This window comes from Micromonospora sp. NPDC048839 (genome assembly GCF_040649915.1).
Classification (GTDB): Bacteria; Actinomycetota; Actinomycetes; order Mycobacteriales; family Micromonosporaceae; genus Micromonospora.
The window spans coordinates 617,305-640,708 of record NZ_JBEZGL010000001.1; the positions used below are offsets into that span (position 1 = coordinate 617,305).

Consider the following 23,404-nt stretch of genomic DNA (forward strand, 5'->3'; position numbering starts at 1 on the left):
CCATCCTGTCCCCGCCCAGTGAGGTTGGTCCGCCATGTCTTCCCACCGCGAGGCCCCGGAGATAGCCAAGGATCCGGTCGCCGACAGCTCCGACCTGTACGCGTTCGTCAGCCCCGACAAGCCCGACACGGTGACGCTGATCGCCAACTACGTTCCGTTGCAGCTGCCCTCGGGGGGCCCGAACTTCTTCGAGTTCGGTGACGACGTGCGCTACGAGATCCATATCGACAACGACGGCGACGGCCGTCCGGATGTCACCTACCGGTTCGAATTCACCACCGAGATCACCAATCCGAACAGCTTTCTCTACAACACGGGCACCATCGAGTCGCTGGACAGCAAGAACTGGAACCGGCGGCAGTTCTACAGCTTGACCCGGGTGACCGACGGCCGGGAGCACCGGTTGGCGCACAAGTTGCCCTGCCCGCCGTGCAACGTCGGCCCGCTGTCCACCCCGAAGTACGCCGAGCTGGTGCGGCAGGCCACCTACTCGCTCTCCACCGGCGAGCGGGTCTTCGCCGGGCAGCGCGCGGACGGCTTCTTCGTCGACCTGGGGGCGATCTTCGACCTCGGCACGTTGCGGCCGTTCCAGCAGTTGCACGTCGCCGGGAAGAAGATCTTCAAGGCCGAGGGGGAGCCGGTCAACGCGACCGACCGGATGAACGTGCACAGCATCGCCGTGCAGGTGCCGCTGAAGCAGGTGCGTCGCCGCGCCAACCGCTACGGCGCCGGTGACGCGGCGTCGGTGATCGGGGTGTGGACGTCGGCGTCGCGCCGGCAGGTGCGGGTGCTCGGTGACCGGGGCGCTGCGGACACCGCCACCGGGCCGTTCACCCAGGTCTCCCGGCTGGGCAATCCGTTGTTCAACGAGGTCGTCGTGCCGATGTCCAAGAAGGACCTGTGGAATTCGCTGCCACCGTCGGAGGACAAGCGGTTCGCGCGGTTCGTCGAGCAGCCGGAACTGGCCGCTCTGCTGCCGGCGCTCTACCCGGACGTCTTCCCGAATCTGGACCGCCTCACCAAGTCGAAGAAGGCCCGTGCGGACCTGGTGGCGATCCTGCTCACCGGCGTACCGGCCGGGCTGATCGACGGCTTCACGAACGCCACCGGCGACGTGCAGGCCGACATGCTGCGGCTGAACACCGCGATCCCGCCGACCCGGCAGCCGGACCGGTTCGGGGTGCTCGGTGGTGACCTGGCCGGATACCCGAACGGGCGGCGGGTCGGCGACGACGTGGTCAGCATCGCGCTGCGGGCGATCGCCGGGGTCACCGTCCCGCTGGTGGACAAGACGTTCCAACCCGACGCGGCGGCCGCCGCGGTCACCCCGGGGTTGAGCGCCGCCGACGTGACCGCGCCGTTCCTCGCCAACTTCCCCTACCTGGGTACTCCGTACGACGGGTTCAACAACCCGCCGGCGGCGTCCTGACCGGCCGGGGGGTGGGGATGCACGAGCACGCGTACGGGCCGTCGGAGACGGGGAGCGTCGTCCTCGATCTGGGCGGCGACACCGGTGCCCTGATCGTCTACACGGGCCGGGATCTGCACGGCCGGGAGATCGAGATCAGCCGGGACGACGATCGGCGGGTCCACTCCGCCGTGCGGGAGCGCCGGGTACAGGACGGCTCGTTCCACAGTGCGGTCTATCCGGATCTGCCCGGCGGGATTTATACCGTCTGGTGGGACGAGAGCACGCCTGCTGGCTCAGTTTCTGTCCACGGTGGAGGGATCGCCGAATTCGTGTGGCCCACCAGCGGGTTCGGGGTCGCCAGCTGACCGTTCCACACCGTTTTGGCACCGCGCCCCGTCCACATTGTGGGCGGGGCGTACGTGCTGTTCCCAGCTCGACGGGCGGTCTGCGCCGCGCCGCGTTAACCTGTCCCCCACCAAGATCAGCTTTGGGGGTGCGGACGTCTGGCACTGCCCCGTTGGCGACTCGTCGGGGGAGCGCCACGGGAGAAAAGTCGGGCAACTCGCCGGAGAGGGCGTTACTCGGCCGGGGTCTGAATCGATAGGGCAGGTTGCGAGGCTGGACGGTCCGAGTGGCCGTCCGGGGGTGTCGGGAGGGCGACTCCATTATCAAGTTTGGCTTGACGGCGCACGCATTACACGCGTGTAATTTGAATGGGGTTGTTCGCACGGAACGCAACAAAACGGGACCGGACGGACAAGCACGCCTTTCGCGTGGGGGGTTGCAGCGGCGATGACGCCGGTGCGCGACAAGGAGGCATTTGATGGACGGCCAGCTTGAGGTGGCCGACCTGCTCGGAAACGCGCCGGAGTGGCAGGAGCGGGCACTGTGCTCGCAGACCGACCCGGAAGCGTTCTTCCCCGAGAAGGGCGGCTCAACCCGCGAGGCGAAGCGGATCTGCTCGCGGTGTGAGGTCAAGACCGAATGCCTCGAATACGCTCTCGGTCACGACGAGCGGTTCGGCATCTGGGGTGGGCTCTCCGAGCGGGAGCGGCGCAAGTTGAAGCGGCGGGCCGCCTGAGCGGTGCGAGGTCGAGGCGGTGGGGGCCGCCCGACTCTTGCGCGTTCTGGGGCTGCGTGGCCGGCGTGCGTCGCCGGTGCCGCCGAGTGGCCGGCGTGTGCCGCCGATGCGGCTGCTGGCCGGCATCCGGGGGGTCGCTCAGGTCAGCTCGTCGGGATCGACCCCGAGCAGGTTCGCCACCTGTTCGATGATCACGTCGTGCACGAGGTCGGCGAGGTCCTCGCGGTCCATCGCCCGGAACTCCAGGGGCCGCCGGTACAGCACGATCCGCGGCGGCACCTCCTGTCGGCCCGGCCGGCCGGGCAGCAGCCGGGCCAGCGGGACCTCGCCATCCTCCAGCACATCGGAGTCGTACACGTTCAGGTCCGGCGGGACGTCCTCGACCGCGAACTCGACCCCGGCCAACTCCTTGGCGAACCGACGCTCCAGCGTCTCCACGGTGTCCAGGACCAGGTCGTCGAAGACCTCTGCCTTGGTCCGCGCCAGTGGCACGGTGGCCGGCACCAACCGCCCGCGCAGGCCGCGACCGTGCCGGTCACGGTGCACACGCCGGCCGGGGCCGGGGCGGCGGTGTTCCGGGCTCGTCATGAGGCAAAGGGTAGCGCCCGCGTCGGGCTGGCCAGCGGCACCGCCGCTCCCGTGGCGCGGCGCGCCCAGAACGGCGAACTGTGATCACCGTGACGGGCGTGTCGCAACGCGAAGCGATGCGCCGGACCCGGTAATGGAGATACCCTGCCGCACGTGAGGTCACCACGGCGCTGCTCCCGTAACGGCTGCCCCCGGCAAGCGGTCGCCACATTGACCTATGTCTACAACGAGTCGACAGCGGTGGTGGGGCCGCTGGCGGCGTTCGCCGAGCCGCACACGTACGACCTGTGCGAGCCGCACGCCCGCAGCCTGACGGCACCGCGGGGCTGGGACGTGGTCCGGCACGAGGGTGCATTCGAGCCGCCGCCACCCACCACCGACGACCTGGTGGCGCTCGCCGAGGCGGTCCGCGAAGCCGCCCGCCCGGCCCCCCGCCCCCCGGAGCCCGACCAGAACCGCCCCGAGCACCCCCACCAAACCGGCCGCCGAGGCCACCTCCGAGTAATCCCCCCCAACCACTAACCCGGACCCCGCAGCCCCCGCGCTCCGGCCCCGCGGCCAGTCCGCGTTGATCATGGGGTTATAGCCGTACCGCTCGGCGTGTCGTGGCAATAACCTCATGATCAACGAGCGGTGCGGCCGGTCTGTCGGCCCTGCCGGGTGGGGCGCTGCCTCGATCGACTCGGGATTGCTGATATCGGGGTGTTGGGGGCGGGTTGATGCCGCCATATCGGTGCTGCCGAGTGGGTCAATCGCAGGGGTCGGCGCGGGCCAGGTTGAGGACGTTGGCGGAGCGTCTTGGGGCGTTCCGGGGGCGCCTGGGGAACGTGTCGACATGTCTCACCGCCACACGCCGGTAGGCCGCAGACATCACCACCCAGCGTGGTTAACATGCGCCGCAGCGTGCACCGAACCAGGTGGCGGTGTACCCCTCGTGGGCGGGAGGGTCCGAGTGGCGAACGAGGCTTTGCGGGTGGCGATGGCCGAGGCGGGCGAGACGGTCGAATCGCTTGCGGAGAAGGTTCGCATCCACCCCAAGACGGCCGCGCGGTGGCTCGCCGCAGGGCACATTCCGCACCCCCGTACCCGGATCGCGGTTGCCCGGGTGTTGCGTCGCGACGCGGCCGACCTCTGGCCGGAGCCGTTCCGCCGACGTGACCTGCCGTGGTTCCGACCGTGGGCCGAGCTCGAACAAGACGCCGTCTCGATCCGCTCCTACCAGCCTCTGCTCGTGCCGGGCCTGCTCCAGACCGAGGGGTACGCCCGCGCGGTGCTGGGCACAGGTGGACTGCTCGCACCGTCCGAGGTGGATCTGATCGTCGCGGGCCGCCTCGAACGGCAGTCGGTCCTCGGTCGCGACGCCCCACCGCAGTTCGTGGCGGTGGTCGACGAGGTGGTGCTGCGCCGGCTCGTCGGCGATCGCGCCGTGATGTCCGGGCAACTGACCCACCTGGCGGCGGTCGCGGAGTGGGAGCACGTGCAGGTGCGGGTCATCCCGGCGGAGAGCCCGTGGCACACCGGTCTGGCCGGTCCCTTCGTGCTCGGCCGCCTGCCCGACGGGACGGAATTGGCGTATCTCGACAACCAGCTCCGCGGCCAGGTCGTGACCGATCCCGTCGACATCGCTAGCCTGGGACGCAGGTGGGAGAGCGTCACCGGTGAGGCGTTACCCCAACGTCAGTCGATCGAGCTGATCAGGGAAGTGGCCACGACATGGACATGACCGACGCCCGTTGGCGCACCGCGACCCGCAGCAGCAACAACGGTGGTGCCTGCGTCGAGGTGGCCGACAATCTGCCCGGTCGGGTGCTGGTGCGCGACAGCAAGGATCGTGGCGGTGGCACCCTGGCCTTCGCGCCGGAAGCCTGGTCGTCCTTCGTCGGCCTCGTCCGAGCGAGCTGATCAGGGAAGTGGCCACGACATGGACATGACCGACGCCCGTTGGCGCACCGCGACCCGCAGCAGCAACAACGGCGGAGACTGCGTCGAGGTGGCCGACAATCTGCCCGGTCGGGTGTTGGTGCGCGACAGCAAGGATCGTGGCGGTGGCACCCTGGCCTTCGCGCCGGAAGCCTGGTCGTCCTTCGTCGACGCGGTTCGCCGGCCCAGTCGCTGAGCCGTCGGTCCGGCCGCTGAGCCGTCGTGGTCTGTTGGCAACGCGCCGTGCCGTCGGTCCGGCCGCTGATCCACTCGGGTTTGGGGAAAGCGCGGTGTCCCGGCGCGCAGACACCCCGACTTCCGGAACGCCGAGTGGATCAAGCTGAGCGACCGTCGCGTGGATCAAGCTGAGCGTGGTCAGCACGTCCACGGGCGGTGACGCGTCGGCCCCGATGCTCCGCCGGTGCTGCCGGTTTGTCATCGTGTCAGTCGTCCACGGCACCGACCCTGAGGAAAACTGATGCGTGTCCCCCTCCGGCCCCTCTCCCGGCGTGGACTGCTCACCGGCGCTCTCGGTTCGGCCGCCCTGGTCGCCGCGGGTGGCGGCCTTGCCGGCTGCGGCACCAAGGGCGCCCAACAGACCGAGGCTGGCTGCGTCGGCGAGGACCTTTCCGGCACCGAGAAGAAGCTCACGTTCTCCAACTGGCCGCAGTACCTGGACGTGGACGAGGAGGACGAGTCCAAGCGGCCCAGCCTGGACGAGTTCGTCCGGAAGACCGGAATCCAGGTCACGTACACCGAGGACATCAACGACAACAACGAGTTCTTCGGCAAGGTACGGCAGCAGCTCGCCGCCTGCCAGAGCACCGACCGGGACATCATCGTGTTGAGCGACTGGATGGCGGCCCGGATGAGCCGGCTCGGCTGGATCCAGAAACTCGACCCGGCGAACATTCCGAACGTGCGGGCCAACCTGCTCCCGCCGCTGCTCAACCGCTCCTTCGACACCGACAACCAGCTCTCCATCCCGTGGCAGTCCGGCCTCGCCGGGTTGGCGTACAACGGGAAGGTCACCAAGGAGCTGCGTACGGTCGACGAGCTGCTGACCCGCCCCGACCTCAGGGGCCGGGTGACCGCGCTCAGCGAGATGCGCGACACGATGGGCCTGCTGCTCGGCGCGGGCGGGCACGACCCGTCGAACTTCACCACCGCCCAGTTCGACGACGCGCTCCACAAACTCAAGAAGGCCGTCGACTCGGGGCAGATCCGGCGCTTCACCGGCAACGACTACGCACCCGACCTGGCCAAGGGCGACATCGCGGCCTGCATCGGCTGGTCCGGGGACGTCATCCAACTCGCCGCCGCCGACGAGAGGGTGCGGTTCGTCGCGCCCGACTCCGGGGTGATGCTCTACAGCGACAACATGATGGTGCCCAACAGGGCCACCCACAAGGCGAACGCCGAGCAGCTCATCAACTACTACTACGAGCCGGCCGTCGCCGCGAGGCTCGCCGCGTACGTCAACTACATCTGCCCCGTCAAGGGCGCTCAGGCCGAGATGGAGAAGATCGACCCCGAGCTGGCGACCAACCCGCTGATCTTCCCGGACGAGGCTCTGCTGTCGAAGTCCACGATGTTCATGGCCCTGGACGAGAAGCAGGAGAAGGAGTACGAGGGCAAGTTCCAGCAGGTCATCGGGGCGTGACGGGATGGCACACGAGACACCCGCCGACCACCTGCGCCTGGCCAACCTCACCAAGCGGTTCGGCCCCTCCACCGCGGTCGACGACCTCACCCTGTCCATCGGGCCGGGCTCGTTCTTCGCGCTGCTCGGGCCGTCCGGCTGCGGCAAGACCACCACGCTGCGGATGGTCGCCGGGCTGGAGGAACCGACGAGCGGTCAGGTGCTGCTCGGTGACCGGGACGTTACCCGGCTGCGACCGTACCGGCGGCCGATCAACACGGTCTTCCAGAGCTACGCGCTCTTTCCGCACCTCACCGTCTTCGAGAACGTGGCCTTCGGGCTGCGCCGACGCGGCATCCGCTCGGTCGACGGCGAGGTCCTGCGGATGCTGTCGCTGGTGCAGCTCGACGGCTACGGCAACCGCCGGCCGGCCCAGCTCTCCGGTGGCCAGCAGCAACGGGTCGCGCTGGCCCGGGCGCTCGTCAACCGGCCGCAGGTCCTTCTGCTCGACGAGCCGCTGGGTGCCCTGGATCTGAAGCTGCGCCGGCAGATGCAGATCGAGCTGAAGCGGATCCAGACCGAGGTGGGCATCACCTTCGTGCACGTCACCCACGACCAGGAGGAGGCCCTGACCATGGCCGACACCGTCGCGGTGATGCACGACGGACGGATCGCGCAACAGGGCACGCCGGCCGACCTCTACGAGCTTCCCGCCACCGCGTTCGTGGCGAACTTCCTCGGCCAGTCCAACCTGCTCGCCGGCGATGCCACCGGCGTCAGCGGCGGCGACGTCGCGGTGACGGCGCACGGCAGCCGCTTCTCGGTGCCCGCCGGCCGGTCCCGGTCCGACCACGGTCCGGTCCACCTGGGGGTACGCCCGGAGAAGCTGAATCTGGTCGGCTCCGCCGACCAGGTGCCCGCTGGGCATCAGCACGTCACCGGGGTGCTCACCGACGCGTCCTACGTGGGAGTCAGCACGCAGTATCTGCTGCGGACCGGCTGGGGCGCCGAGTTGTCGGTCTTCAGGGCCAACAGCGGGACCTCGACGCCGGTGGCGGTAGGCAGCACGGCCGTGGCGTACTGGGATCCGCGGCACGCGTTCCTGCTGCCCCGTGCCGCCGGGGACACCGACCGGACGTCGCCGGTGCGCGACGAGCCGGTGGGCGCGCCCTCGTGACCCGTCCGGCGCCCACCGGAGCGGGGCAGGAGTCGCCGGCGGTCCGGTCCGTGCGGCGTCGCCTCCTGCCGTACCTCCTGGTGTTGCCCGGGGTGGCCTGGCTGCTCGTCTTCTTCGGTGTGCCGCTGCTGCAACTCGGTGCGGCGAGCCTCTACGACCCGGGCGGCTCGCTCTCCACCGGGTACGCGATGGCCTGGGCGTTCGGCAACTACCCGGACGTGGTGCAGGCGTACTGGCCGCAGTTCCTGCGCTCGTTCGGCTACGCCGGGCTGGCCCTGGTGCTGGGGCTGTTGCTGGGCTACCCGTTGGCGTACGCGATTGCGCAGAAGGCCGGGCGGTGGAAGAACCTGCTGCTGGTGTGCGTGGTCGCGCCGATGTTCACCAGCTTTCTGGTCCGGACGCTGGCCTGGAAGACCATCCTGTCGGACAACGGCGTGCTCGTCGGTCTGCTGCGCGACGTGCACCTGCTCGCGCCGCAGGGACGGCTGCTGGCCACGCCGTTGGCGGTGGTGCTCGGCCTGACGTACAACTTTCTGCCGTTTCTGGTGCTGCCGCTGTACGCGAGCCTGGAGCGGCTGGACCACCGGCTGCTGGAGGCGGCCAGCGACCTGTACGCGAGCGGTGCGCAGGCGTTCCGCCGGGTGACCCTGCCGCTGTCCCGGCCCGGCCTGGTCGCCGGCACGCTGCTGTTCTTCATCCCGGCAAGCGGCGACTACATCAACGCCGAGCTGCTCGGCACCCCCAACGAGTACATGATCGGCAACGTCGTCGACTCGGCGTTCCTGGTCCGGTTGGACTACCCGCAGGGCGCCGCGCTGTCGTTCCTGCTGATGGCGGCGATCCTCGCGGTGGTCGTCGGCTACCTGCGTCGGGCCGGCTTCGAGGGGATGGCGTGAGGTTCTGGCGCTGGCTGGCCGACCACTGGGTGCTGATCGTGGCACTGCTGGTGGTCGGCTATCTCTCGTTGCCGATCCTGGTGGTGGCCGGCCTGTCGTTCAACCGCCCGTCGAGTCGGCTGTCGTACGACTTCAACGAGTTCACCCTGGACAACTGGCGGCGGCCCTGCGCCACGTCGGAGATGTGTGACGCGGTGGTCCGCAGCGTGCAGATCGGTTTCCTCGCCACCGTGGTCGCCACCGTGCTGGGCACCCTGCTGGCGTTCGCGCTGGTCCGGCACCGCCTCCGCGGCCGGTCCGGCATCAACGTGCTGATCTTCCTGTCGATGGCCACCCCGGAGCTGGTGATGGGTACGTCGCTGTTGGCGCTCTTCGTGTCCGCCGGGGTGCCGCAGGGCTTCTGGACCATCGTGGTCGCGCACGTGACGTTCTGTGTGTCGTTCGTGGTGGTCACGGTGCGGGCGCGGCTGGCCGGGATGGACCGGCGGTTGGAGGAGGCCGCCATGGATCTCTACGCCAACGAGTGGCAGACCTTCCGGAGGATCACCCTGCCGTTGCTGCTGCCCAGCATCGTGGCCGCCGCGCTGCTGGCCTTCTCGCTCAGCTTCGACGACTTCATCGTCACGAACTTCAACGCCGGCACCACTGTCACGTTCCCGATGTACGTCTGGGGCGCCGCCCAGCGGGGCATCCCACCGCAGGTGAACGTCATCGGCACCGCGATGTTCGCAGTAGCGCTCCTGCTGACCGGGCTCACGTCGCTGCGGGGTCGGCGGGCTCGTCGACCCGCGTCGGATGTCGGTACGACGGGGGCAGCGCGTTGAGCCCACCTGCTGACGGCATCTCGACACATCACCTGTCCTGTGTCGACGAGTGACCGCGCGAGGGCGCACTCGTCCTGATCTGCGGCTTCTGTTGACAAATTCAGCCGCACGATCGGCCCTGATCAGCCGGCCTGAGGGCTTGCCGCAGGTGTCGTCCCGTCGTCCGAAGACGTGCCCACGGATCATCGGCGTGGCGCGAACGGCGCAGGTGACGAGCACGACGGGGGATATTGCGGACGGTGTTTGCGACGACACTCATCGCCGTGACGATGCAACCACCGCCGATTCCCGGCCCGCCGTACGCACCGCAGTCCGGCCCGGGCGGCCGCCCGAGCTGGTTCCGTCGGGCCAGTCCTGCCCGTCGGACCGCCGTGATCCTCGGCTCGGTGACCCTGTCGATCCTGCTGCTCTGCTGTACCGGCACCGCCATCATCGGCGCGTTGGCCGGCGAACCGGAGCCGACCAAGACCGGCACGGCCGCCGAGCAGGCGCAGCAACCCATCGTGGCGGCGCCCGCCGAGCCGTCCGACGAGGCTTCCGCGCCGGTCGCCGCGCCGATTGCCACAGCGGTCGCCACGCCGATTGCCACAGCGGTCGCCACGCCCGTCGCCACGCTCGGCGCCACCGGGTCCTCCGCGCCGGCCTCGCCGGATGCCGCGCCCGCGCCGGTCGTGCGGGTGCGGACCGAGACGGAGCAAGCCACCGTCCGGTACGGCGAGACGACCGTCAAGGACGCGTCCCTGGCCGAGGGCAAGCGCGTTGTCCGGACCAAGGGCGTCAACGGAGTGCGAACCCTGACGTACGAGGTGACCACCACGAACGGGGTGCGGACGTCCAGGAAGCTGGTCAAGTCCACGGTGACGAAGCAGCCGGTGACCCAGGTCGTCGCCGTCGGCACCAAGAAGCCGCAGTCGTCGACGTGCGACCCGAACTACAGTGGCTGTGTCCCGATCGCCAGCGACGTCGATTGCGCGGGCGGCAGCGGCAACGGCCCCGCCTACGTCGGTGGACCCATCAGGGTGATCGGCGACGACATCTACGACCTGGACCGCGACGGCGACGGCACGGCCTGCGACTGAGAGCGCCCGGCGACCGGTGCTCACGCAGCGTTACCTCCGGGGGTTGGGATCCGCCGGAGAGCGGTATACCTGTGGGTCATATTTATGACTCACAGGTATACCGCTCTCGGGACCAAGTGGCCTGCCCGGCCGGTGGCCTGCCCGGCCGGTGGCCTGCCCGGCCGGTGGCCTGCCCGGCCGGTGGCCTGCCAGGCCGGTGGCCTGCCCGGCCGGTGGCCTGCCCGGCCGGTGGCCTGCCCGGCCGGTGGCCTGCCCGGCCGGTGGCCTGCCCGGCCGGTGGCCGGTGCCCCGCAGAAGTCCGGTGCCGCCGCCCCCGATTCGTGACGCAGCTCACCCCCGGCCGTGACCCGTTGGGGTTGTCGGGGACGGACGGCGCGGGCGGCCTGGGATAGGCACGAACCCGACGGTCCTCCGGGTCGCGGTGACTTGTCCCTGGGGCATTGCCGTGGACGATGGCTGTCTACGGGTGCTTACAGAACCCTTAACCCGGGCCTGCGACGGTATGCCGGGGCAGGCCGAACTCGGGGGAGCGGAAACGTGCGGGTGCTGGTGGCGGACGACGAGCGGTTGTTGGCGGACACGGTGGCCGAAGGGCTGCGCCGCCTGTCGATGGCCGTCGACGTCTGCTACGACGGCGACGGCGCGCTGGAGCGGATCGGGGTCAACCGGTACGACGTCGCGGTGCTGGACCGGGACATGCCCGGGCACACCGGCGACGAGGTGTGCCGCAGCATCGCCGACTCACAGGTCGGCACCCGCGTTCTGCTGCTCACCGCGGCGGCCGGCATCCGGGACCGGGTGGAGGGGCTCGGGCTCGGTGCGGACGACTACCTGACCAAGCCGTTCGCCTTCGCCGAACTGGTGGCCCGGGTGCAGGCTCTCGGCCGTCGGTCCACCCCGGCGCTGCCACCGGTACTCAGCCAGGACGGCCTGACGCTGGATGTGGGCCGGCACGTGGTCACCCGCGACGGCCGGCCGCTCGCCCTGAGCCCGAAGGAGTTCGCCGTGCTGCACGTGCTGCTGCGGGCCGAAGGCCAGGTGGTCAGCGCCGAGGAGTTGCTGGAGCAGGCCTGGGACGAGTTCGCCGACCCGTTCACGAACGCGGTACGGGTCACCGTGATGACTCTCCGGAAGAAGCTCGGCGATCCGACGATCATTCACACGGTTCCGAAGGCCGGCTACCGGATCGGCGGTACGGCGTGAGCTGGACGCCGCGACGTCGGGTGCTGCTCGTGGGTCTGTTGGCACTGCTGACGGGGCCGGTGCTCCCGACGATGGGCAAATGGCTGGCCGGGGTGACCTGGGACTGGGGGCAGCAGTTCTGCGACGTACCCCTGCCCGGGCTCAGCACGGTGTGTGCCGGGGTGCGGCCGGGGGCGTTCGTGCTGCCCCTGGTGGCCGTACTGCTGGTGACCGTGGCGGTCCTGGCGGCGCTCTGGTTCGGCGCGATGTGGTGCCTGCGCCCGGTCCGTGACCTGGCCGGGCCGATCGGGCACGTCGGCCCGCAGAACCTCGGCCACCGGATCCGCCCGCGGGGGCGCGACGAGCTGGCCCGGCTGTCCCGGGCGATCGACGAGATGATGGAACGCATCTCCGCGGGGTACGAGGGGCAGCGGCGGTTCGCCGCGAACGCCTCGCACGAGCTGCGTACCCCGCTGGCGGTGCAGCGGACGCTCATCGAGGTCGGCATGGCCCAGGCGCTCTCGGCTGAGCAGTTGGAGTTGCTGACCGCCCAACTGCTCGAGACCAACGAGCGCAACGAACGGCTGATCGAGGGTCTGCTCGCGCTCAGCGAGAGTGACCAGGGCCTGCGGTCGCGGATACCGCAGCGGCTCGACGCGATCGTCGAGGCGGTGCTCGCCGGCTACCAGGACCGGGCCCGCGAAGCCGCCGTCACCATCGACATCCATCTGGCGCCCCGGATTGTGGTGGGCGAGCGGGTGCTGTTGGAACGCCTGGTCAGCAACCTGGTGGAGAACGGGATCAAGTACAACCGGCGGGGCGGCTCGCTGACCGTCGCGGTGAGCGGGGCGCCCGCGCTGTCCGTGGTCAACACCGGTCAGCCCGTGCCGGCCGAGGCGGTGGCCGGTCTCTTCGAGCCGTTCCGCCGGCTGACCCGGGACCGCACCGCGCAGGGCGGAGGCGCCGGTCTCGGCCTCGCCATCGCCCGCTCGATCACCCAGGCACACGACGGGATCATCGCGGCCCGTCCCGCCGAGCACGGCGGCCTACGGGTCGACGTCCAACTACCCAATGTGACCTAGCGCTCCACACCGTCGCTCCGGGTCCGCGTACGGCGGATCCGACCCGTGGTGTGCCCGAAAGGAGAAACCGATGTCACGCACCGTTGCCCAGGTCCGGGCCGATGTGGAGGAGGCCGCCCGCTGGCTCGCCGGCCGCGTGGTCCGGACACCCGTGCTGCGGTCCCCGGTGATCGACAGTCTGGCCGGGGCGCGCGTCCTGCTCAAGGCGGAGAACCTCCAGGACGGCGGCTCGTACAAGATGCGTGGCGCGCTGCGGGCGGTCGGCCGGCTCGCCGCGGCCGGCCACCGAGGGGTGATCGCGCAGAGCACCGGCAACCACGCGGTGGCGGTGGCGTTGGCGGCCCGGCAGCACGGGATCGCGGCGACCGTGGTGCTGCCGGTCGACGCGGCACCGACGAAGGTCGACCGGGCCCGCGCGGCGGGGGCGCGGGTGGTGTTCGCCGGCACCGGCGTCGAGGAGCGGGTGGCGGTGGCCAACGGGCTCCACGACGAGAGCGGTCACCCCGTCGTCGACGCGTACGACCACCCGGACGTCGTCGCCGGGCAGGGCACCGCCAGCCTCGAACTGATCGAGGAGGCCGAGCGCGTCGGCACACCGCTGGACACGCTCGTCGTACCGGTGGGTGGTGGTGGCGGGGTCGCGGGCGCCTGCCTGGCCGCGGCCGGCAGGGGCATCGAGGTGTACGGCGTGGAACCGGTCGGCTGTGACTCGCTCGCCCGTAGCCTGGAGGCCGGTGAGCGTGTCCCGGTCGCGCCGGTGCCCACGATCGCGGACGGGCTGCGGCCGTCCTGTGTGGGTGAGTTGCCGTTCGCGATCGTGCGGAACGCGCTGCGCGGGGTCGTCCGGGTCGACGACGACGAGATCGGGGCGGCGTTCCGGCTGATCCTGACGGAGCTGAAGGTGCTCGCCGAACCGTCCGGCGCGGCTGGCCTGGCCGGCGCGCTTCGGCTCACCCCCGAAGCTGGTCGGCAGCGGACCATCGGGGTGGTGCTGACCGGCGGGAACGTGGAGCCGGCGTTGGTGGCCCGGTTGCTGGTCCCGCCGCCCGCCGAACTGCCGAGCAGGGAAGCGGTGGCGGCGTGAGCGCGCCGACGCGGATCGGAATCCTGTTCGGTGGACCGTCGGCGGAGCACGAGGTGTCGTGCGCGTCCGCGCTCGGAGTGGCTCGGGCGCTCGGCGGCGGCGGGTACCGCACGCTCGCCATCGGCATCACCCGCGGCGGCGGTTTCCGGCTGATGCCCGACGCGCTGCTGGCGCAGTTGCGGGACCGGCCGGCCGGCGAGCGGGCCATCGACGACCGCCTCCAGGTGACCGGCCCGGCCGTCGAGTTGCGGGCCGGTCCGCGTCCGGGCGTCGTGCAGGTGTCCGCGGGCAACGCCCCCGGCGCGGTGCACGCCGAACTGGACGTGGTCTTCCCGGTGCTGCACGGCCCGTTCGGCGAGGACGGTGTGGTGCAGGGGCTGTTGGAGTCCCTCAACGTGCCGTACGTCGGGTGTGGCATCCTCGCCTCCGCGGTGGGGATGAACAAGGTGGCGATGAAGCGGGCGCTGCGCGCCGAGGACATCCCCGTCACCCCGTACGTCGCGTTCGACGCGCACACCTACCGGGCGGCCGACGACCCGGAGAAGCTGGTCCTCGGGCTGCGCCGGCCGCTCTTCGTGAAGCCGGCGAACATGGGTTCGTCGATCGGCATCTCCCGGGTCGGCGAGGGCGACGACCTGGCCGCCGCCGTCGAGGAGGCACTGCGCCACGACCAGCTCGTCATGGTCGAGCAGGGGGTCACCGGCCGGGAGTTGGAGTGTGCGGTGCTCGGTGGCTGGCGTCCGGAGGCGTCGGCGGTGGGCGAGGTGCGGGTGGCCGGCGGGTGGTTCGACTACCAGCAGAAGTACTTCGGCGACGCCGACCCGATGATCGTTCCCGCCGTGTTGCCGGACGAGGTGACCGCGCGGGTTCGCGAGCTGTCGCTGCGCGCGTTCGCCGCGATCGGCGGCTGGGGTCTGGCCCGGGTCGACTTCTTCTACGACGAGAGGAGCGGTGAGCTGTACGTCAACGAACTGAACACCATGCCCGGGTTCACCGCGCACTCGATGTATCCGAAGGTGTGGGCGGCCGCCGGTGTCGGGTACCGGGAGGTGGTGGACCGACTCGTCGAGTTGGCCCGTACCCGGCACGCGGAACGGACGGCCAACACCGGGGGGAGCGTCCGATGATCCTGCTCTCCGATCCCCGCGTGGCCGCGGTGCCCAGCGCCGACGACGGTGACCCGTTCGTGGACCTGCGTGAGCTGCCCGAGTTGCGGCTCGACGGCCGGGCGGCCGACCCGGTCGGGGCGTACGCCCGGCTGCGCGCCGCGGTCGTGGACCGCCTGCTGGCCGCGCAGCGTGCCCTGCCCGCCGGGATGCGCCTGCTGGTGGTCGAGGGCTACCGGCCGTACCAGGCGCAGCTGGCCATCTTCACCGGCTACCGGGACGAGTTGCGCCGACGGCACCCGGACTGGTCCCCGCGGCGGCTGCACCGGGAGACCACGAAGTTCGTCTCGCCGGTCGAGGTGGCTCCGCACAGCACCGGCGGGGCGGTGGACCTGACGCTCTGCACCGACGACGGCGTGGAACTCGACCTGGGTACGGCCATCGACGCGACCCCGGAGGACAGCGACGACGCCTGTTTCACCGACGCGCCCACGATCTCCGCCACGGCCCGACGGCACCGGCAGATCATGGTGGACGCTCTCGGCGGCGCGGGGATGGTGAACTACCCGACCGAGTGGTGGCACTGGTCGTACGGCGACCGCTACTGGGCGCTGATCACTGGGGCGCCGCACACCCGGTACGGGCCGGTGGACCTGGCCGCCGCACGATCGGTGCCCGTTCCGGCTGAACGGTAGGGCACTCCCGTCCGTACCAGGGGAGGAAGGACACCACCGAGGACGGGAGTGACGTCGATGAGGGTGCAGCGCAGACACGTGCTGGCAGCGACCGTGGCGGTGCTCGCCGCGGCGGGCGTGGCGGTGGGGACCAACTTCGGCTTCGCCGACACCGCCCCGGCACGGTCGACCGTCTGCTCCGGCTCGGTCACCTTCTCGGCGGAGGGGGGCGCGCCGGCGGCGACCAGCGACCGCTTCCCGGCGGGCACCCGACTGCGGGTCACCAACCTGGACAACAACCGGGCGGCCACCGTGACGGTGACCGGCCCGTCGGGCAGTTGTGTACTGCTCAACGCGGCCGCCATGGAGCTGGTCCGGGAGCCGGGCAAGAACGTGATCCGCCGCAACGTGGTGGAGCGGTTGGACGGTGGGGCGCCGCCGGCCGGGCAGTCGACCGCCGGCACGATCCGCCCCGGTGCGGCATCTCCCGGGGCGTCGGGTGCGGCTCCCCGCTCGGCGTGCTCCGGGGCGATCACCTTCTTCGAGGAGGCGGCCGGACCCGCGGCGACCAGCGGCCAGTTCCCGGTGGGCACCCGGTTGCGGGTGACGAACCTGGACAACAACCGGGCGACCACGGTGACGGTGACCGGCCCGTCGGGCAGTTGTGTGCTGCTCAACTCCGCCGCGATGGACCAGATCCGCGAGCCCGGCAAGAACCTGGTCCGCCGCAACACCGTCGAGGTGCTGCGCTGAGACTGGCCCTCAGTCGGACTGCCAGGTGCCGTCGTCGCGGACCCGGGCGGGGGCGCGGCCGAGCAGCAGCGTGGTGAGCGCCGCGTCGATGGTGTCGCCGAGGAACCACTCGCCGGCCTGGTCGAGGGCGAAGACCCGGCCGCGCTCGTCCACCGCCAGGATGCTGTCCTGTTGCTCGGTGCCGATCGGAAAGAGTCGTACGCCGAGCACCGCCCCGAAGTCCGCGAGGGTGTCGGCGGTGTGCGCGATGGTGTGCGGGCGGATGTCGAACCGGGAGATCCACACCTGCTCGCCACGACCGCGTCGAGCACCGACCAGGCTGGGGAACGCGGTCAGCGCCTCGACGGCGGCGGGGAAGACCGCGTGCTGGTGGGCCACCCCCCGCACCGCGGTGACGTCCCGCACGGCCGCGGCAGCCATGAGCTGATCGCCGATGTGCGGTCGCCAGCCCGCCGCGACCAGCGCGTTGGCGACCTCCGCCGGGAAGCGGCCAGGGTCGGGATCGGGTTCCGCCGGGGCACGCCAGGTCTCGGTGTACGCCCGAGCCGACTCCGGCAGGACGTTGGCGCGCACCAGGAACGTGATGCACGAATCGCAGGGCAGCTCGGCGGGGCCGCCAGCCGGATCACCCGGCTCCCGGACCCGGAAGATCTCGAACCGGGCGTCCGCCAGCAGTGCCGCCGCCTCGGCCCGACCCATCGGCGCGATGCCCTCGGTGGCTCGGCGGTGGTCGTACTCGTGCAGCACGTCGGAGACCACGATCAGCTCGGCGTGGGCTTCGCCCCCGCGGACCAGGTCGCCCGGAGGCAAGTGGTCGAGGTAGGTGCGGACCAGCGGGTGATGGTTGAGCGGGACGTCCGCCCTGGTGCCCTGGGCCGTCCAGATCCGGCCCTCGAGGGTCAGGTGCGCGGTCGTGTTCGGGGTGGCGATCCGATGGATCTCCCGGACCAGCAGACTCGACGGGTCGACGGTGCGGGGAGCGGTCGGCCCGGCCGGCTGGCTGCGTCGGTACAGATCCGCCACCACGTCGCTCGGCACCCGCGGCCAGGTGGTGACCTTGCCGGTCTGCTTGTCGATGACCGTCGTCGGCAGGTCCCCCGGGATCGTGCGCACCTCGGTGGGGACGACTGAGGTGATGACGAAGCCGAGGTCGAACTCGTCGACCATCGCCGTGCACTCGTGGCCGAGGCGCTGCGAGTCGCGGCGGGCCCAGGTGGCCGCCAGTTGCTCGGCCTGTTGACGGTCGATCACGCACTGAAACTACCGGATTACACGAATCGATGGCGGCCGGTATGGTGCTGCTCTACCGACTGTGACGGGAGGGGCAGCGGTGAGCGAACACGCGGACCGGCACGCCAACCGCGACCTACGGGCCAGATTCGACGACGTGTACGGGCAGTACCAGCAGCTCAGGTCCGGTTTGGACGACTTGCAGACGCGCCTCGCCGAGTTGCGGGTGACCCGGCGGTCGGCCGACGGCCAGGTGACCGCCACCGTGGGCGCCCAGGGGCAGTTGATCGAGGTCGAGGTGACGCCGGCCGTCTACCGCGAGCGGGACGCCGGGGCACTCGGCCGGAAAATCACCGAGACGATCCGGGCCGCCGCGACCGACGCCGCCGACGCCACCCGTGACCTCGTCGCCGAGATCATGCCGGCCGGCTCCGGGTCGGCGGACTTCCTGCGCACCGGGGATTACGCCGCGCTGCTCGGCCGGGCCGACACCGTTCTCGGCAGGGGTGCGGGGCAGCCATGACCGACGGACAGCTCTGGCTCGATCCGTCCCGCGCCCGCCGGGGCGGGGCCGACCTGGCGCTCGCTGGTGAGGCGGTAACGGCCCGTCGAGCGGCGGAAGGCGGCGCGATCGAGGCCGCCAGCGGCGCCCGGCCGTGGGGTCGCGACGACATCGGCGCCGCGTTCGAGCGCAACTACCGTGGGTTCGAGCAGACCGTGCTGCGGGCCTGGGCGGGCGTCGGGCACCGGCTCACCGAGATGGGCGGCGACGTGGTCCACGCCGTCGACGCGAGCGTGCAGACCGACGGGGGCAGCGCTGCCCGGTTCGGTCGGGCCGCCGACAGGCGCTGACGGCCGGCGACTGCGATGAGTGTGCTGCCGAGCCCGATCCCGCACCCGCTGGACCACGCACCCTGGGACGTGCCGGGCTGGATCTACGAGGCCCTCGACTGGGTGGTCGGCGTGCAGTGGCCGGAGGGCAACGAGCGGGCGGTCTGGGACGTCGCCGACCAGTGGTACGCGATCGCCGGCGTCCTCTCCGGCCCGTACACCGATGCCGCCACGGCCGCCGCCGACGTGCACGACGGGTACGGCCGTGTCGGGGCGGTCGACGCGGCGTTCGAGGTGGCCTGGCGGGGGATCGCGGAGGGTGCCGACGCCCCGCTGCCCGTGCTGCTCGCGGTCGCCGCCGATCTGGGTCGGCTGGTCGAGGAGTGCGGCTGCGACATCGAGGGCGCCAAGCTGGAGGTCTGGATCGAGCTGGGCATCCTGGTCGTCGAGCTGCTCTCGGTGGCGGTCGCGGCGGTGCTCACCGCGGGTGCGGCAAGCCCGGCGGCCGGCGCGGCCATCACCGCGACCCGGCTGCTGGTCCAACAGATCTTCAAGCGGCTGCTGGGCCAACTGGCCAGCAAGTCCCTCAGACACGGGCTCAAGGAGGCCGGCGAGCGGGCGGCCAAGGAGGTCACCCGGGGTGGGGTGCGCGGTTTCACCAGGCGGGCCGCCCGGGAGGGGCTGGAGGAAGCCGCCGAGGAGGCCGGGGTCACCCTGGCCACCCAGGCGTACCAGAACTCCACCGGGCGGGCACACGGCCTGGACCTGACCGACCTCGGCGCGTCGGCGGTCGGTGGCCTCGCCGGCGGGGCGGTGGCGCCGCTGGCCGGGCTGGGCCGACAAGCGACCGGGCGGGTGGCTCGGGTCGGGGAGCACCTGGGGCGGGAGATGACCGGCGAGGTGCTCGCCGACAGCGCTGCCAGCCTGGCCACCGGTCAGGGACTGACCTCTTTGGAGGACGTGGCGCGCGCCGCCGCGTCCGGGGCCACCGGTTCGGCCACCGGGCAGACCGACCACGCGTTGCGCACCCGGCTCGACGCGCAGGCCGACGCCCTCGCCGGGGCGTCGTTCACCGGCCCTTCCCTCCCTTCCGTGGCGACGGACGCCGGCGATCCGTCCGGCTCGGGGGCGTCCCGGTCGGCCGAGGCTGGTGCGGGTGCGGCCACGTCGGCAGCGGGTGTGGGCTCGTCCACGGTGGCGGCGGACGCGGCTGGTTCGAATGGCATGGTCTCGGCTCCGAACGTTCCGGCGCAGGCGACGCCTCTCGCCGCCACGTCGCCACCGGACCACGGGTTGCCGCCGCGCGCCGATCCGCCGGGTGTCTCCGCGGCGCAGGCGACGGCACCGCCGCCCGCCACCGCCGCGGACCTGCACGTGTCGACACCACCGTCGGTCACCGCGCTGTCCGACGTGGACACCCCGATGCCGTCGACGGACGGGCCTCTCCTGAAGGAGGCCAGCGCCACACCCCCGGTCGCGGCCGATCCGACGCCGCCGCCGACCGCCGCCGACCCAAGGCCGTCGCCGGTGGCGGCTCCCGGGCAACCGTCGGCCGTTGCTCCTGGCGTCTCGCCGGTGGCGGCTCCCGGGGTCTTGCCGGTGGTCGCTTCGGGGGTCTCGTCGGTGGCCGCACCCGGGGTCGGGCCGGTGGCGGCTCCCGGGCTGTCGTCGGTGGTCGCTCCCGGGGTCTCGTCGGTGGCCGCGCCCGGGGCCGGGGCCTTCGGGCCGACCAGCGGGCCGGCCACCGGGGTCGCGCCGGGCCACGTCGGCAACTCGCCGCACGCCACCACCTACGGCCCGGTCGCCTGGTCACCGTCGACCGCCACGCCGACGCCGACGACCGCCGCCGGCCCGACATCGCCGGTCACCGTCGCCAACCCGGAGGTGGGACGACTGCTCGCCCCGGCGCGGGAGCGGCGCGCGCCCGATCATCCGGCCCGGGGCAGGGCGTCCGTCCCCGTCGAGGTCGTGGCGTTCGGCGATCCGGTGACGCCCACGACCGACACCATCGACTGGTACGCCGCGCAGTGGGCCGCCGAGGCGGAAGCCGCCGAGCGGCGGCGCTACCACGGCCACCACCAAACGCAGCGGACCGGGTTCGAGCGCAATCGCCGGCACGCCGAGGCCACCCGACTGCGCGCCCGGGCCGCCGAGCACGATCGCCGGGCCACCGAGTACGCCGCGTACGCCGGACAACTGCACCACGCTGGTCACCGGCAGTGGGCCGACGGCTGGCAGCGGGCCGCGTACGACGAGACACGCGCGTACACCCAGTGGCGTGACCTGGCGGACGCGGTGCTGGCCGGCACCACGGCGCCACCGGTCGTGGACATCGGCGCCACCGCCTTCGAACACGCCAACCGGGACGTCGGCGCGCTCGCGCTCGGCGCGGTGGAGACCTCCGGTCCGTCCCGGCTCACCGGCGACGACACACCCCCGCCGATCGACGACTCCCGGCCGTACGGGCGGCCGGGAGGACTGCGTCCACCGCTCGCCCTGCACCAGGTCGACGTCGAACGGCAGATGCCCCGCGATCCGGACGGCACCGTCACCCGCACCGCCGATCCCCGCCGGGGCGGCTGGTTCCGGCTGTTGAACGACGGAGGTCCCAGGGCCGACGCCACCCGGGGCATCAACTGCCTGGACTGCACGCTGTCGATGTTCGAAACCTGGGTGCACGGGCGGCCTCGGGTGTCGGCGCCGCGTACCTTCGACGGCTACCTGGACGGGGACATCCGACGCCCGATCCGTGGCGAGGCAGGCGGCCCGGGCCGGGTCGAGGACGTGACCGGCGGGCGCTTCCAGCGGCTCCTCGCCCCGCCGTCCGGGCAGCGGACGTACGGCGAGCAGGCGCGGCAGGCCGCCGACCGGAGCTACCGCAACCTGCACGACCAACTGGTGCTGGGCGGCCACGGCAGCTACGCGTTCCTGGTCACCGAGTGGCCGCACGGCGGTTCGCACGCGTGGGTGGCGCTCAACCAGAACGGCACGGTGCTCTACGTGGACCCGCAGAACGGCCTGGTCCGGGACCGGCCGTTGTACCCCGACGTGGTCGGCATCGACTCGCTGGTGCTGGGCGGCGACGGCCGGCCGATGCCGCTCAGCGGGTTGCCCCGCGGCCGGTTCAGTGAGCGGCCCGACCTGCCCGACCACCCTTCGGCAGACGGCGACGCCGGCCACGGTGACCCGTACATCAACCGGATGTATCTGCTGCTGGACGGTCCGGGATCGGCGAGTGCGGGCGACGGCGGAGCGAACTCAAGCGAACCCGGTCAGATAGGTCCCGATCTCGCTCAGCTCACGACCTCGGAGTTGGTGACGCTGACAGACCTTCGCGAGCGTGCTCGGGGTGCCGCTGACCGGGTCGAAGATGTTTTGATGCAAGTCGGGCAGGTCGTGACCGACACGCTCGGCCTGGCTGATCCAATCCGACTACGGGGCCGCGATTTTCGCGTAAAAGGGCTTGAATCGTTGGCACGCAAGTACCTCGACGAGGCGCGCGTCGAGCAGGTTGACGTTACGGAGTTCGTAGCGAGTGTCAACGACGTCCTAAGATTCTGCTTTGAGATACCGTCCACAGAGCATTACACCAAAGCCGTAGACCGGATTATTGCTGGCCTGGTCGAAGCTGGGATCTCAGTGCCGGCCTCAGCCTGCAAGAACTTTTGGCGGAAGGGTAACCGATTCTACGGCTTGAACTGCACCCTTCGTTTGCTCGACGGAATGCTGGTCGAGCTGCAACTGCACACCCCGGCATCGCGGGAGGCCTGGCTGGCTACTCATGAAGATTATGAGGTGGTTCGGCGGCCGTCGAACCGCTCCGAACGACGATTCGAGTCACTGCTGCGGATGCTCGCCGCGAACCGCGAACGTGGCCTCCCGAATTCCCTGCCAGGCGGGCTGGATTCTCGTTTTCCGGCCAAGGATGCCACCTTCGCCAAGTGGATTAGCCAGAACATTGACGCTTGGCGCGAGTACCACGTGTGGCTGGCCCAGCACGGGACGAGCCTCCCCCAGGTTGTGCAGAATTTTGGGTTAGGGTCGCGGGACTTCCCAGTAGCGCCGAACGTTGCAGAAGAGTTGGAGCGGGAGATTGTTGAGTTACTACGTGATCTACCGGACTGATGACCAGGAAAGGCTGGTTGGCATTTTCGTCATGGATGCGGGACTTGGTCAGGCTATTCTTTGGGATCATCGCGCTCGAGTATGGGCCTATGACCCGGACCTCGTTGTGCGCTTTCTGGATGACTACCGTAATGTGGGCCGCTATAAGAGCGTCAGCCGCGCTGCGGTCGAGGCAGTGGTCGAGGCGGTCACCGGGGGTGAGAAGTTGCCTGACGAGAGTTCAATTCGCGCGATGTTCAGGGTTGGTAGTAACAGTGATCGCTAGAACTGGCCGCATCCGCGAGGTCTAGCGGACACTCCCACTTCCGGGATCGGACGGGTTGTCAGGGAAGCGAATGTCAGCTAATTGGGTGGTTGCTCGGCACGGGCACGTGGACCGCTTTTTGGTCCGTCTGCGAGCAGCGCTCGGGCTGAGTGAGGTGGGGCGGGCCGAATCCTGCATGCCCGTTTCCTGGAAAGCAGGGTTGAGGACGAAGCGGAAGGGGCGAACCGACGGCGACCCCGCGAAGGGTGGCCCGGACGGTGGTGCCGCCAGCGACGGTACCGAAGGTCCGCAGCGAGGGTGATCGACTCGGGTTTGGTGAAGTCGGGGCATCCGAGGCCGTGGGACAGCCCGAGTTCAATGGGCTAGTTGCATCCTGTTTGTGCTGGTCGGCGAGGGTTGACGGGGCTCGTGGTGGTGATCGAGCCGCTGGCCGCGCCCCTGTTGATCTACGGTG

At 70.9% G+C, this 23,404-nt stretch carries 25 protein-coding genes; 23 read left to right on the forward strand and 2 right to left on the reverse strand.

The features are described 5' to 3' along the window. The first annotated feature begins 34 nt into the window (after window positions 1-34). From AB0C25_RS03115 to AB0C25_RS03125, 3 genes are all read left to right on the forward strand, one after another. Window positions 35-1,429 (forward strand): DUF4331 domain-containing protein, encoded by a 1,395-nt coding sequence (locus AB0C25_RS03115; protein ID WP_357368953.1) that lies wholly within the window; start codon window positions 35-37, stop codon window positions 1,427-1,429. 17 nt (window positions 1,430-1,446) lie between these two features. Next, complete coding sequence (locus tag AB0C25_RS03120) at window positions 1,447-1,776, forward strand: phospholipase (protein ID WP_357368955.1); 330 nt, start codon at window positions 1,447-1,449, stop codon at window positions 1,774-1,776. Between the two features lie 458 nt (window positions 1,777-2,234). Then, window positions 2,235-2,492, forward strand: a complete 258-nt coding sequence (locus tag AB0C25_RS03125; protein ID WP_007455784.1) for a WhiB family transcriptional regulator — start codon at window positions 2,235-2,237, stop codon at window positions 2,490-2,492. Between the two features lie 138 nt (window positions 2,493-2,630). Here AB0C25_RS03125 and AB0C25_RS03130 read toward each other — a convergent pair whose 3' ends face one another. Beyond that, window positions 2,631-3,080, reverse strand: coding sequence for a metallopeptidase family protein (locus tag AB0C25_RS03130; RefSeq protein ID WP_357241919.1), 450 nt, complete (start codon window positions 3,078-3,080; stop codon window positions 2,631-2,633). 153 nt (window positions 3,081-3,233) lie between these two features. Here AB0C25_RS03130 and AB0C25_RS03135 point away from each other — a divergent pair, with 153 nt between their 5' ends. The 16 genes from AB0C25_RS03135 (at window position 3,234) to AB0C25_RS03210 (ending at window position 16,499) form a co-directional block, all read left to right on the forward strand. After that, on the forward strand, window positions 3,234-3,602 hold the full coding sequence (locus AB0C25_RS03135; RefSeq protein WP_357368957.1) for a DUF3499 domain-containing protein: 369 nt from the start codon (window positions 3,234-3,236) through the stop codon (window positions 3,600-3,602). A 457-nt stretch (window positions 3,603-4,059) separates the two neighbouring features. Then, complete coding sequence (locus AB0C25_RS03140) at window positions 4,060-4,803, forward strand: DUF5753 domain-containing protein (protein ID WP_357369060.1); 744 nt, start codon at window positions 4,060-4,062, stop codon at window positions 4,801-4,803. Then, entirely contained in the window at window positions 4,794-4,982 is a 189-nt protein-coding gene (locus AB0C25_RS03145) for a DUF397 domain-containing protein (protein ID WP_357368959.1), read from the forward strand. The genes AB0C25_RS03140 and AB0C25_RS03145 overlap by 10 nt, the downstream gene beginning before the upstream one ends. Window positions 4,983-5,001: 19 nt before the next feature. Continuing rightward, complete coding sequence (locus AB0C25_RS03150) at window positions 5,002-5,196, forward strand: DUF397 domain-containing protein (protein WP_357368960.1); 195 nt, start codon at window positions 5,002-5,004, stop codon at window positions 5,194-5,196. Between the two features lie 282 nt (window positions 5,197-5,478). Then, on the forward strand, window positions 5,479-6,663 hold the full coding sequence (locus AB0C25_RS03155) for a spermidine/putrescine ABC transporter substrate-binding protein (RefSeq protein ID WP_357368961.1): 1,185 nt from the start codon (window positions 5,479-5,481) through the stop codon (window positions 6,661-6,663). A 4-nt stretch (window positions 6,664-6,667) separates the two neighbouring features. After that, complete coding sequence (locus AB0C25_RS03160) at window positions 6,668-7,819, forward strand: ABC transporter ATP-binding protein (protein WP_357368963.1); 1,152 nt, start codon at window positions 6,668-6,670, stop codon at window positions 7,817-7,819. Beyond that, window positions 7,816-8,715, forward strand: coding sequence for an ABC transporter permease (locus AB0C25_RS03165; protein WP_357368965.1), 900 nt, complete (start codon window positions 7,816-7,818; stop codon window positions 8,713-8,715). The genes AB0C25_RS03160 and AB0C25_RS03165 overlap by 4 nt, the downstream gene beginning before the upstream one ends. Beyond that, entirely contained in the window at window positions 8,712-9,539 is an 828-nt protein-coding gene (locus tag AB0C25_RS03170) for an ABC transporter permease (RefSeq protein ID WP_357368967.1), read from the forward strand. Before AB0C25_RS03165 ends, AB0C25_RS03170 begins: the two co-directional genes overlap by 4 nt. 269 nt (window positions 9,540-9,808) lie before the next feature. Then, window positions 9,809-10,618: a G5 domain-containing protein gene (locus AB0C25_RS03175; protein ID WP_357369063.1), complete on the forward strand. Its 810-nt coding sequence runs from the start codon at window positions 9,809-9,811 to the stop codon at window positions 10,616-10,618. An 84-nt stretch (window positions 10,619-10,702) separates the two neighbouring features. Then, window positions 10,703-10,942, forward strand: a complete 240-nt coding sequence (locus tag AB0C25_RS03180) for a hypothetical protein (protein WP_357368969.1) — start codon at window positions 10,703-10,705, stop codon at window positions 10,940-10,942. Window positions 10,943-11,155: 213 nt separating this feature from the next. Then, window positions 11,156-11,821, forward strand: a complete 666-nt coding sequence (locus AB0C25_RS03185) for a response regulator transcription factor (protein WP_357368971.1) — start codon at window positions 11,156-11,158, stop codon at window positions 11,819-11,821. Further along, window positions 11,818-12,882 (forward strand): HAMP domain-containing sensor histidine kinase, encoded by a 1,065-nt coding sequence (locus AB0C25_RS03190; RefSeq protein ID WP_357368973.1) that lies wholly within the window; start codon window positions 11,818-11,820, stop codon window positions 12,880-12,882. The genes AB0C25_RS03185 and AB0C25_RS03190 overlap by 4 nt, the downstream gene beginning before the upstream one ends. A 70-nt stretch (window positions 12,883-12,952) precedes the next feature. Beyond that, window positions 12,953-13,966, forward strand: coding sequence for a pyridoxal-phosphate dependent enzyme (locus AB0C25_RS03195; protein ID WP_357368975.1), 1,014 nt, complete (start codon window positions 12,953-12,955; stop codon window positions 13,964-13,966). Next, window positions 13,963-15,093, forward strand: coding sequence for a D-alanine--D-alanine ligase family protein (locus AB0C25_RS03200; protein WP_357368977.1), 1,131 nt, complete (start codon window positions 13,963-13,965; stop codon window positions 15,091-15,093). Before AB0C25_RS03195 ends, AB0C25_RS03200 begins: the two co-directional genes overlap by 4 nt. Next, window positions 15,090-15,767 (forward strand): M15 family metallopeptidase, encoded by a 678-nt coding sequence (locus AB0C25_RS03205; protein ID WP_357368979.1) that lies wholly within the window; start codon window positions 15,090-15,092, stop codon window positions 15,765-15,767. The genes AB0C25_RS03200 and AB0C25_RS03205 overlap by 4 nt, the downstream gene beginning before the upstream one ends. A gap of 57 nt (window positions 15,768-15,824) precedes the next feature. Continuing rightward, on the forward strand, window positions 15,825-16,499 hold the full coding sequence (locus AB0C25_RS03210; RefSeq protein WP_357368981.1) for a hypothetical protein: 675 nt from the start codon (window positions 15,825-15,827) through the stop codon (window positions 16,497-16,499). A gap of 9 nt (window positions 16,500-16,508) precedes the next feature. On the opposite strand, the gene AB0C25_RS03215 is transcribed toward AB0C25_RS03210, so the two are convergent. Next, window positions 16,509-17,750 carry an SUKH-3 domain-containing protein gene (locus AB0C25_RS03215; protein WP_357368983.1) on the reverse strand — a complete coding sequence of 414 codons (1,242 nt, stop codon included), beginning with the start codon at window positions 17,748-17,750 and terminating at the stop codon, window positions 16,509-16,511. A 79-nt stretch (window positions 17,751-17,829) separates the two neighbouring features. On the opposite strand from AB0C25_RS03215, the gene AB0C25_RS03220 reads away from it, so the two are divergent. The 4 genes from AB0C25_RS03220 to AB0C25_RS03235 are packed head-to-tail and all read left to right on the forward strand — an operon-like array spanning window position 17,830 to window position 22,950. Continuing rightward, entirely contained in the window at window positions 17,830-18,252 is a 423-nt protein-coding gene (locus AB0C25_RS03220; protein WP_357368986.1) for a YbaB/EbfC family nucleoid-associated protein, read from the forward strand. Further along, window positions 18,249-18,581: a hypothetical protein gene (locus tag AB0C25_RS03225; RefSeq protein WP_357368988.1), complete on the forward strand. Its 333-nt coding sequence runs from the start codon at window positions 18,249-18,251 to the stop codon at window positions 18,579-18,581. The genes AB0C25_RS03220 and AB0C25_RS03225 overlap by 4 nt, the downstream gene beginning before the upstream one ends. A gap of 15 nt (window positions 18,582-18,596) precedes the next feature. Continuing rightward, entirely contained in the window at window positions 18,597-22,685 is a 4,089-nt protein-coding gene (locus tag AB0C25_RS03230) for a toxin glutamine deamidase domain-containing protein (protein WP_357368990.1), read from the forward strand. Next, window positions 22,669-22,950, forward strand: a complete 282-nt coding sequence (locus tag AB0C25_RS03235) for a hypothetical protein (protein WP_357368992.1) — start codon at window positions 22,669-22,671, stop codon at window positions 22,948-22,950. The genes AB0C25_RS03230 and AB0C25_RS03235 overlap by 17 nt, the downstream gene beginning before the upstream one ends. Window positions 22,951-23,404: the final 454 nt, after the last annotated feature.

Bases quoted from the DNA above. Each gene is read 5' to 3' on its own strand.
- AB0C25_RS03180 (WP_357368969.1), top strand. From the start codon at position 10,703: ATGACTCACAGGTATACCGCTCTCGGGACCAAGTGGCCTGCCCGGCCG.
- AB0C25_RS03195 (WP_357368975.1), top strand. From the start codon at position 12,953: ATGTCACGCACCGTTGCCCAGGTCCGGGCCGATGTGGAGGAGGCCGCC.
- AB0C25_RS03145 (WP_357368959.1), top strand. From the start codon at position 4,794: ATGGACATGACCGACGCCCGTTGGCGCACCGCGACCCGCAGCAGCAAC.
- AB0C25_RS03210 (WP_357368981.1), top strand. From the start codon at position 15,825: ATGAGGGTGCAGCGCAGACACGTGCTGGCAGCGACCGTGGCGGTGCTC.
- AB0C25_RS03160 (WP_357368963.1), top strand. From the start codon at position 6,668: ATGGCACACGAGACACCCGCCGACCACCTGCGCCTGGCCAACCTCACC.
- AB0C25_RS03140 (WP_357369060.1), top strand. From the start codon at position 4,060: ATGGCCGAGGCGGGCGAGACGGTCGAATCGCTTGCGGAGAAGGTTCGC.
- AB0C25_RS03155 (WP_357368961.1), top strand. From the start codon at position 5,479: ATGCGTGTCCCCCTCCGGCCCCTCTCCCGGCGTGGACTGCTCACCGGC.
- AB0C25_RS03175 (WP_357369063.1), top strand. From the start codon at position 9,809: ATGCAACCACCGCCGATTCCCGGCCCGCCGTACGCACCGCAGTCCGGC.
- AB0C25_RS03205 (WP_357368979.1), top strand. From the start codon at position 15,090: ATGATCCTGCTCTCCGATCCCCGCGTGGCCGCGGTGCCCAGCGCCGAC.
- AB0C25_RS03230 (WP_357368990.1), top strand. From the start codon at position 18,597: ATGAGTGTGCTGCCGAGCCCGATCCCGCACCCGCTGGACCACGCACCC.
- AB0C25_RS03225 (WP_357368988.1), top strand. From the start codon at position 18,249: ATGACCGACGGACAGCTCTGGCTCGATCCGTCCCGCGCCCGCCGGGGC.
- AB0C25_RS03150 (WP_357368960.1), top strand. From the start codon at position 5,002: ATGGACATGACCGACGCCCGTTGGCGCACCGCGACCCGCAGCAGCAAC.
- AB0C25_RS03120 (WP_357368955.1), top strand. From the start codon at position 1,447: ATGCACGAGCACGCGTACGGGCCGTCGGAGACGGGGAGCGTCGTCCTC.
- AB0C25_RS03130 (WP_357241919.1), bottom strand. From the start codon at position 3,080: ATGACGAGCCCGGAACACCGCCGCCCCGGCCCCGGCCGGCGTGTGCAC.
- AB0C25_RS03125 (WP_007455784.1), top strand. From the start codon at position 2,235: ATGGACGGCCAGCTTGAGGTGGCCGACCTGCTCGGAAACGCGCCGGAG.
- AB0C25_RS03115 (WP_357368953.1), top strand. From the start codon at position 35: ATGTCTTCCCACCGCGAGGCCCCGGAGATAGCCAAGGATCCGGTCGCC.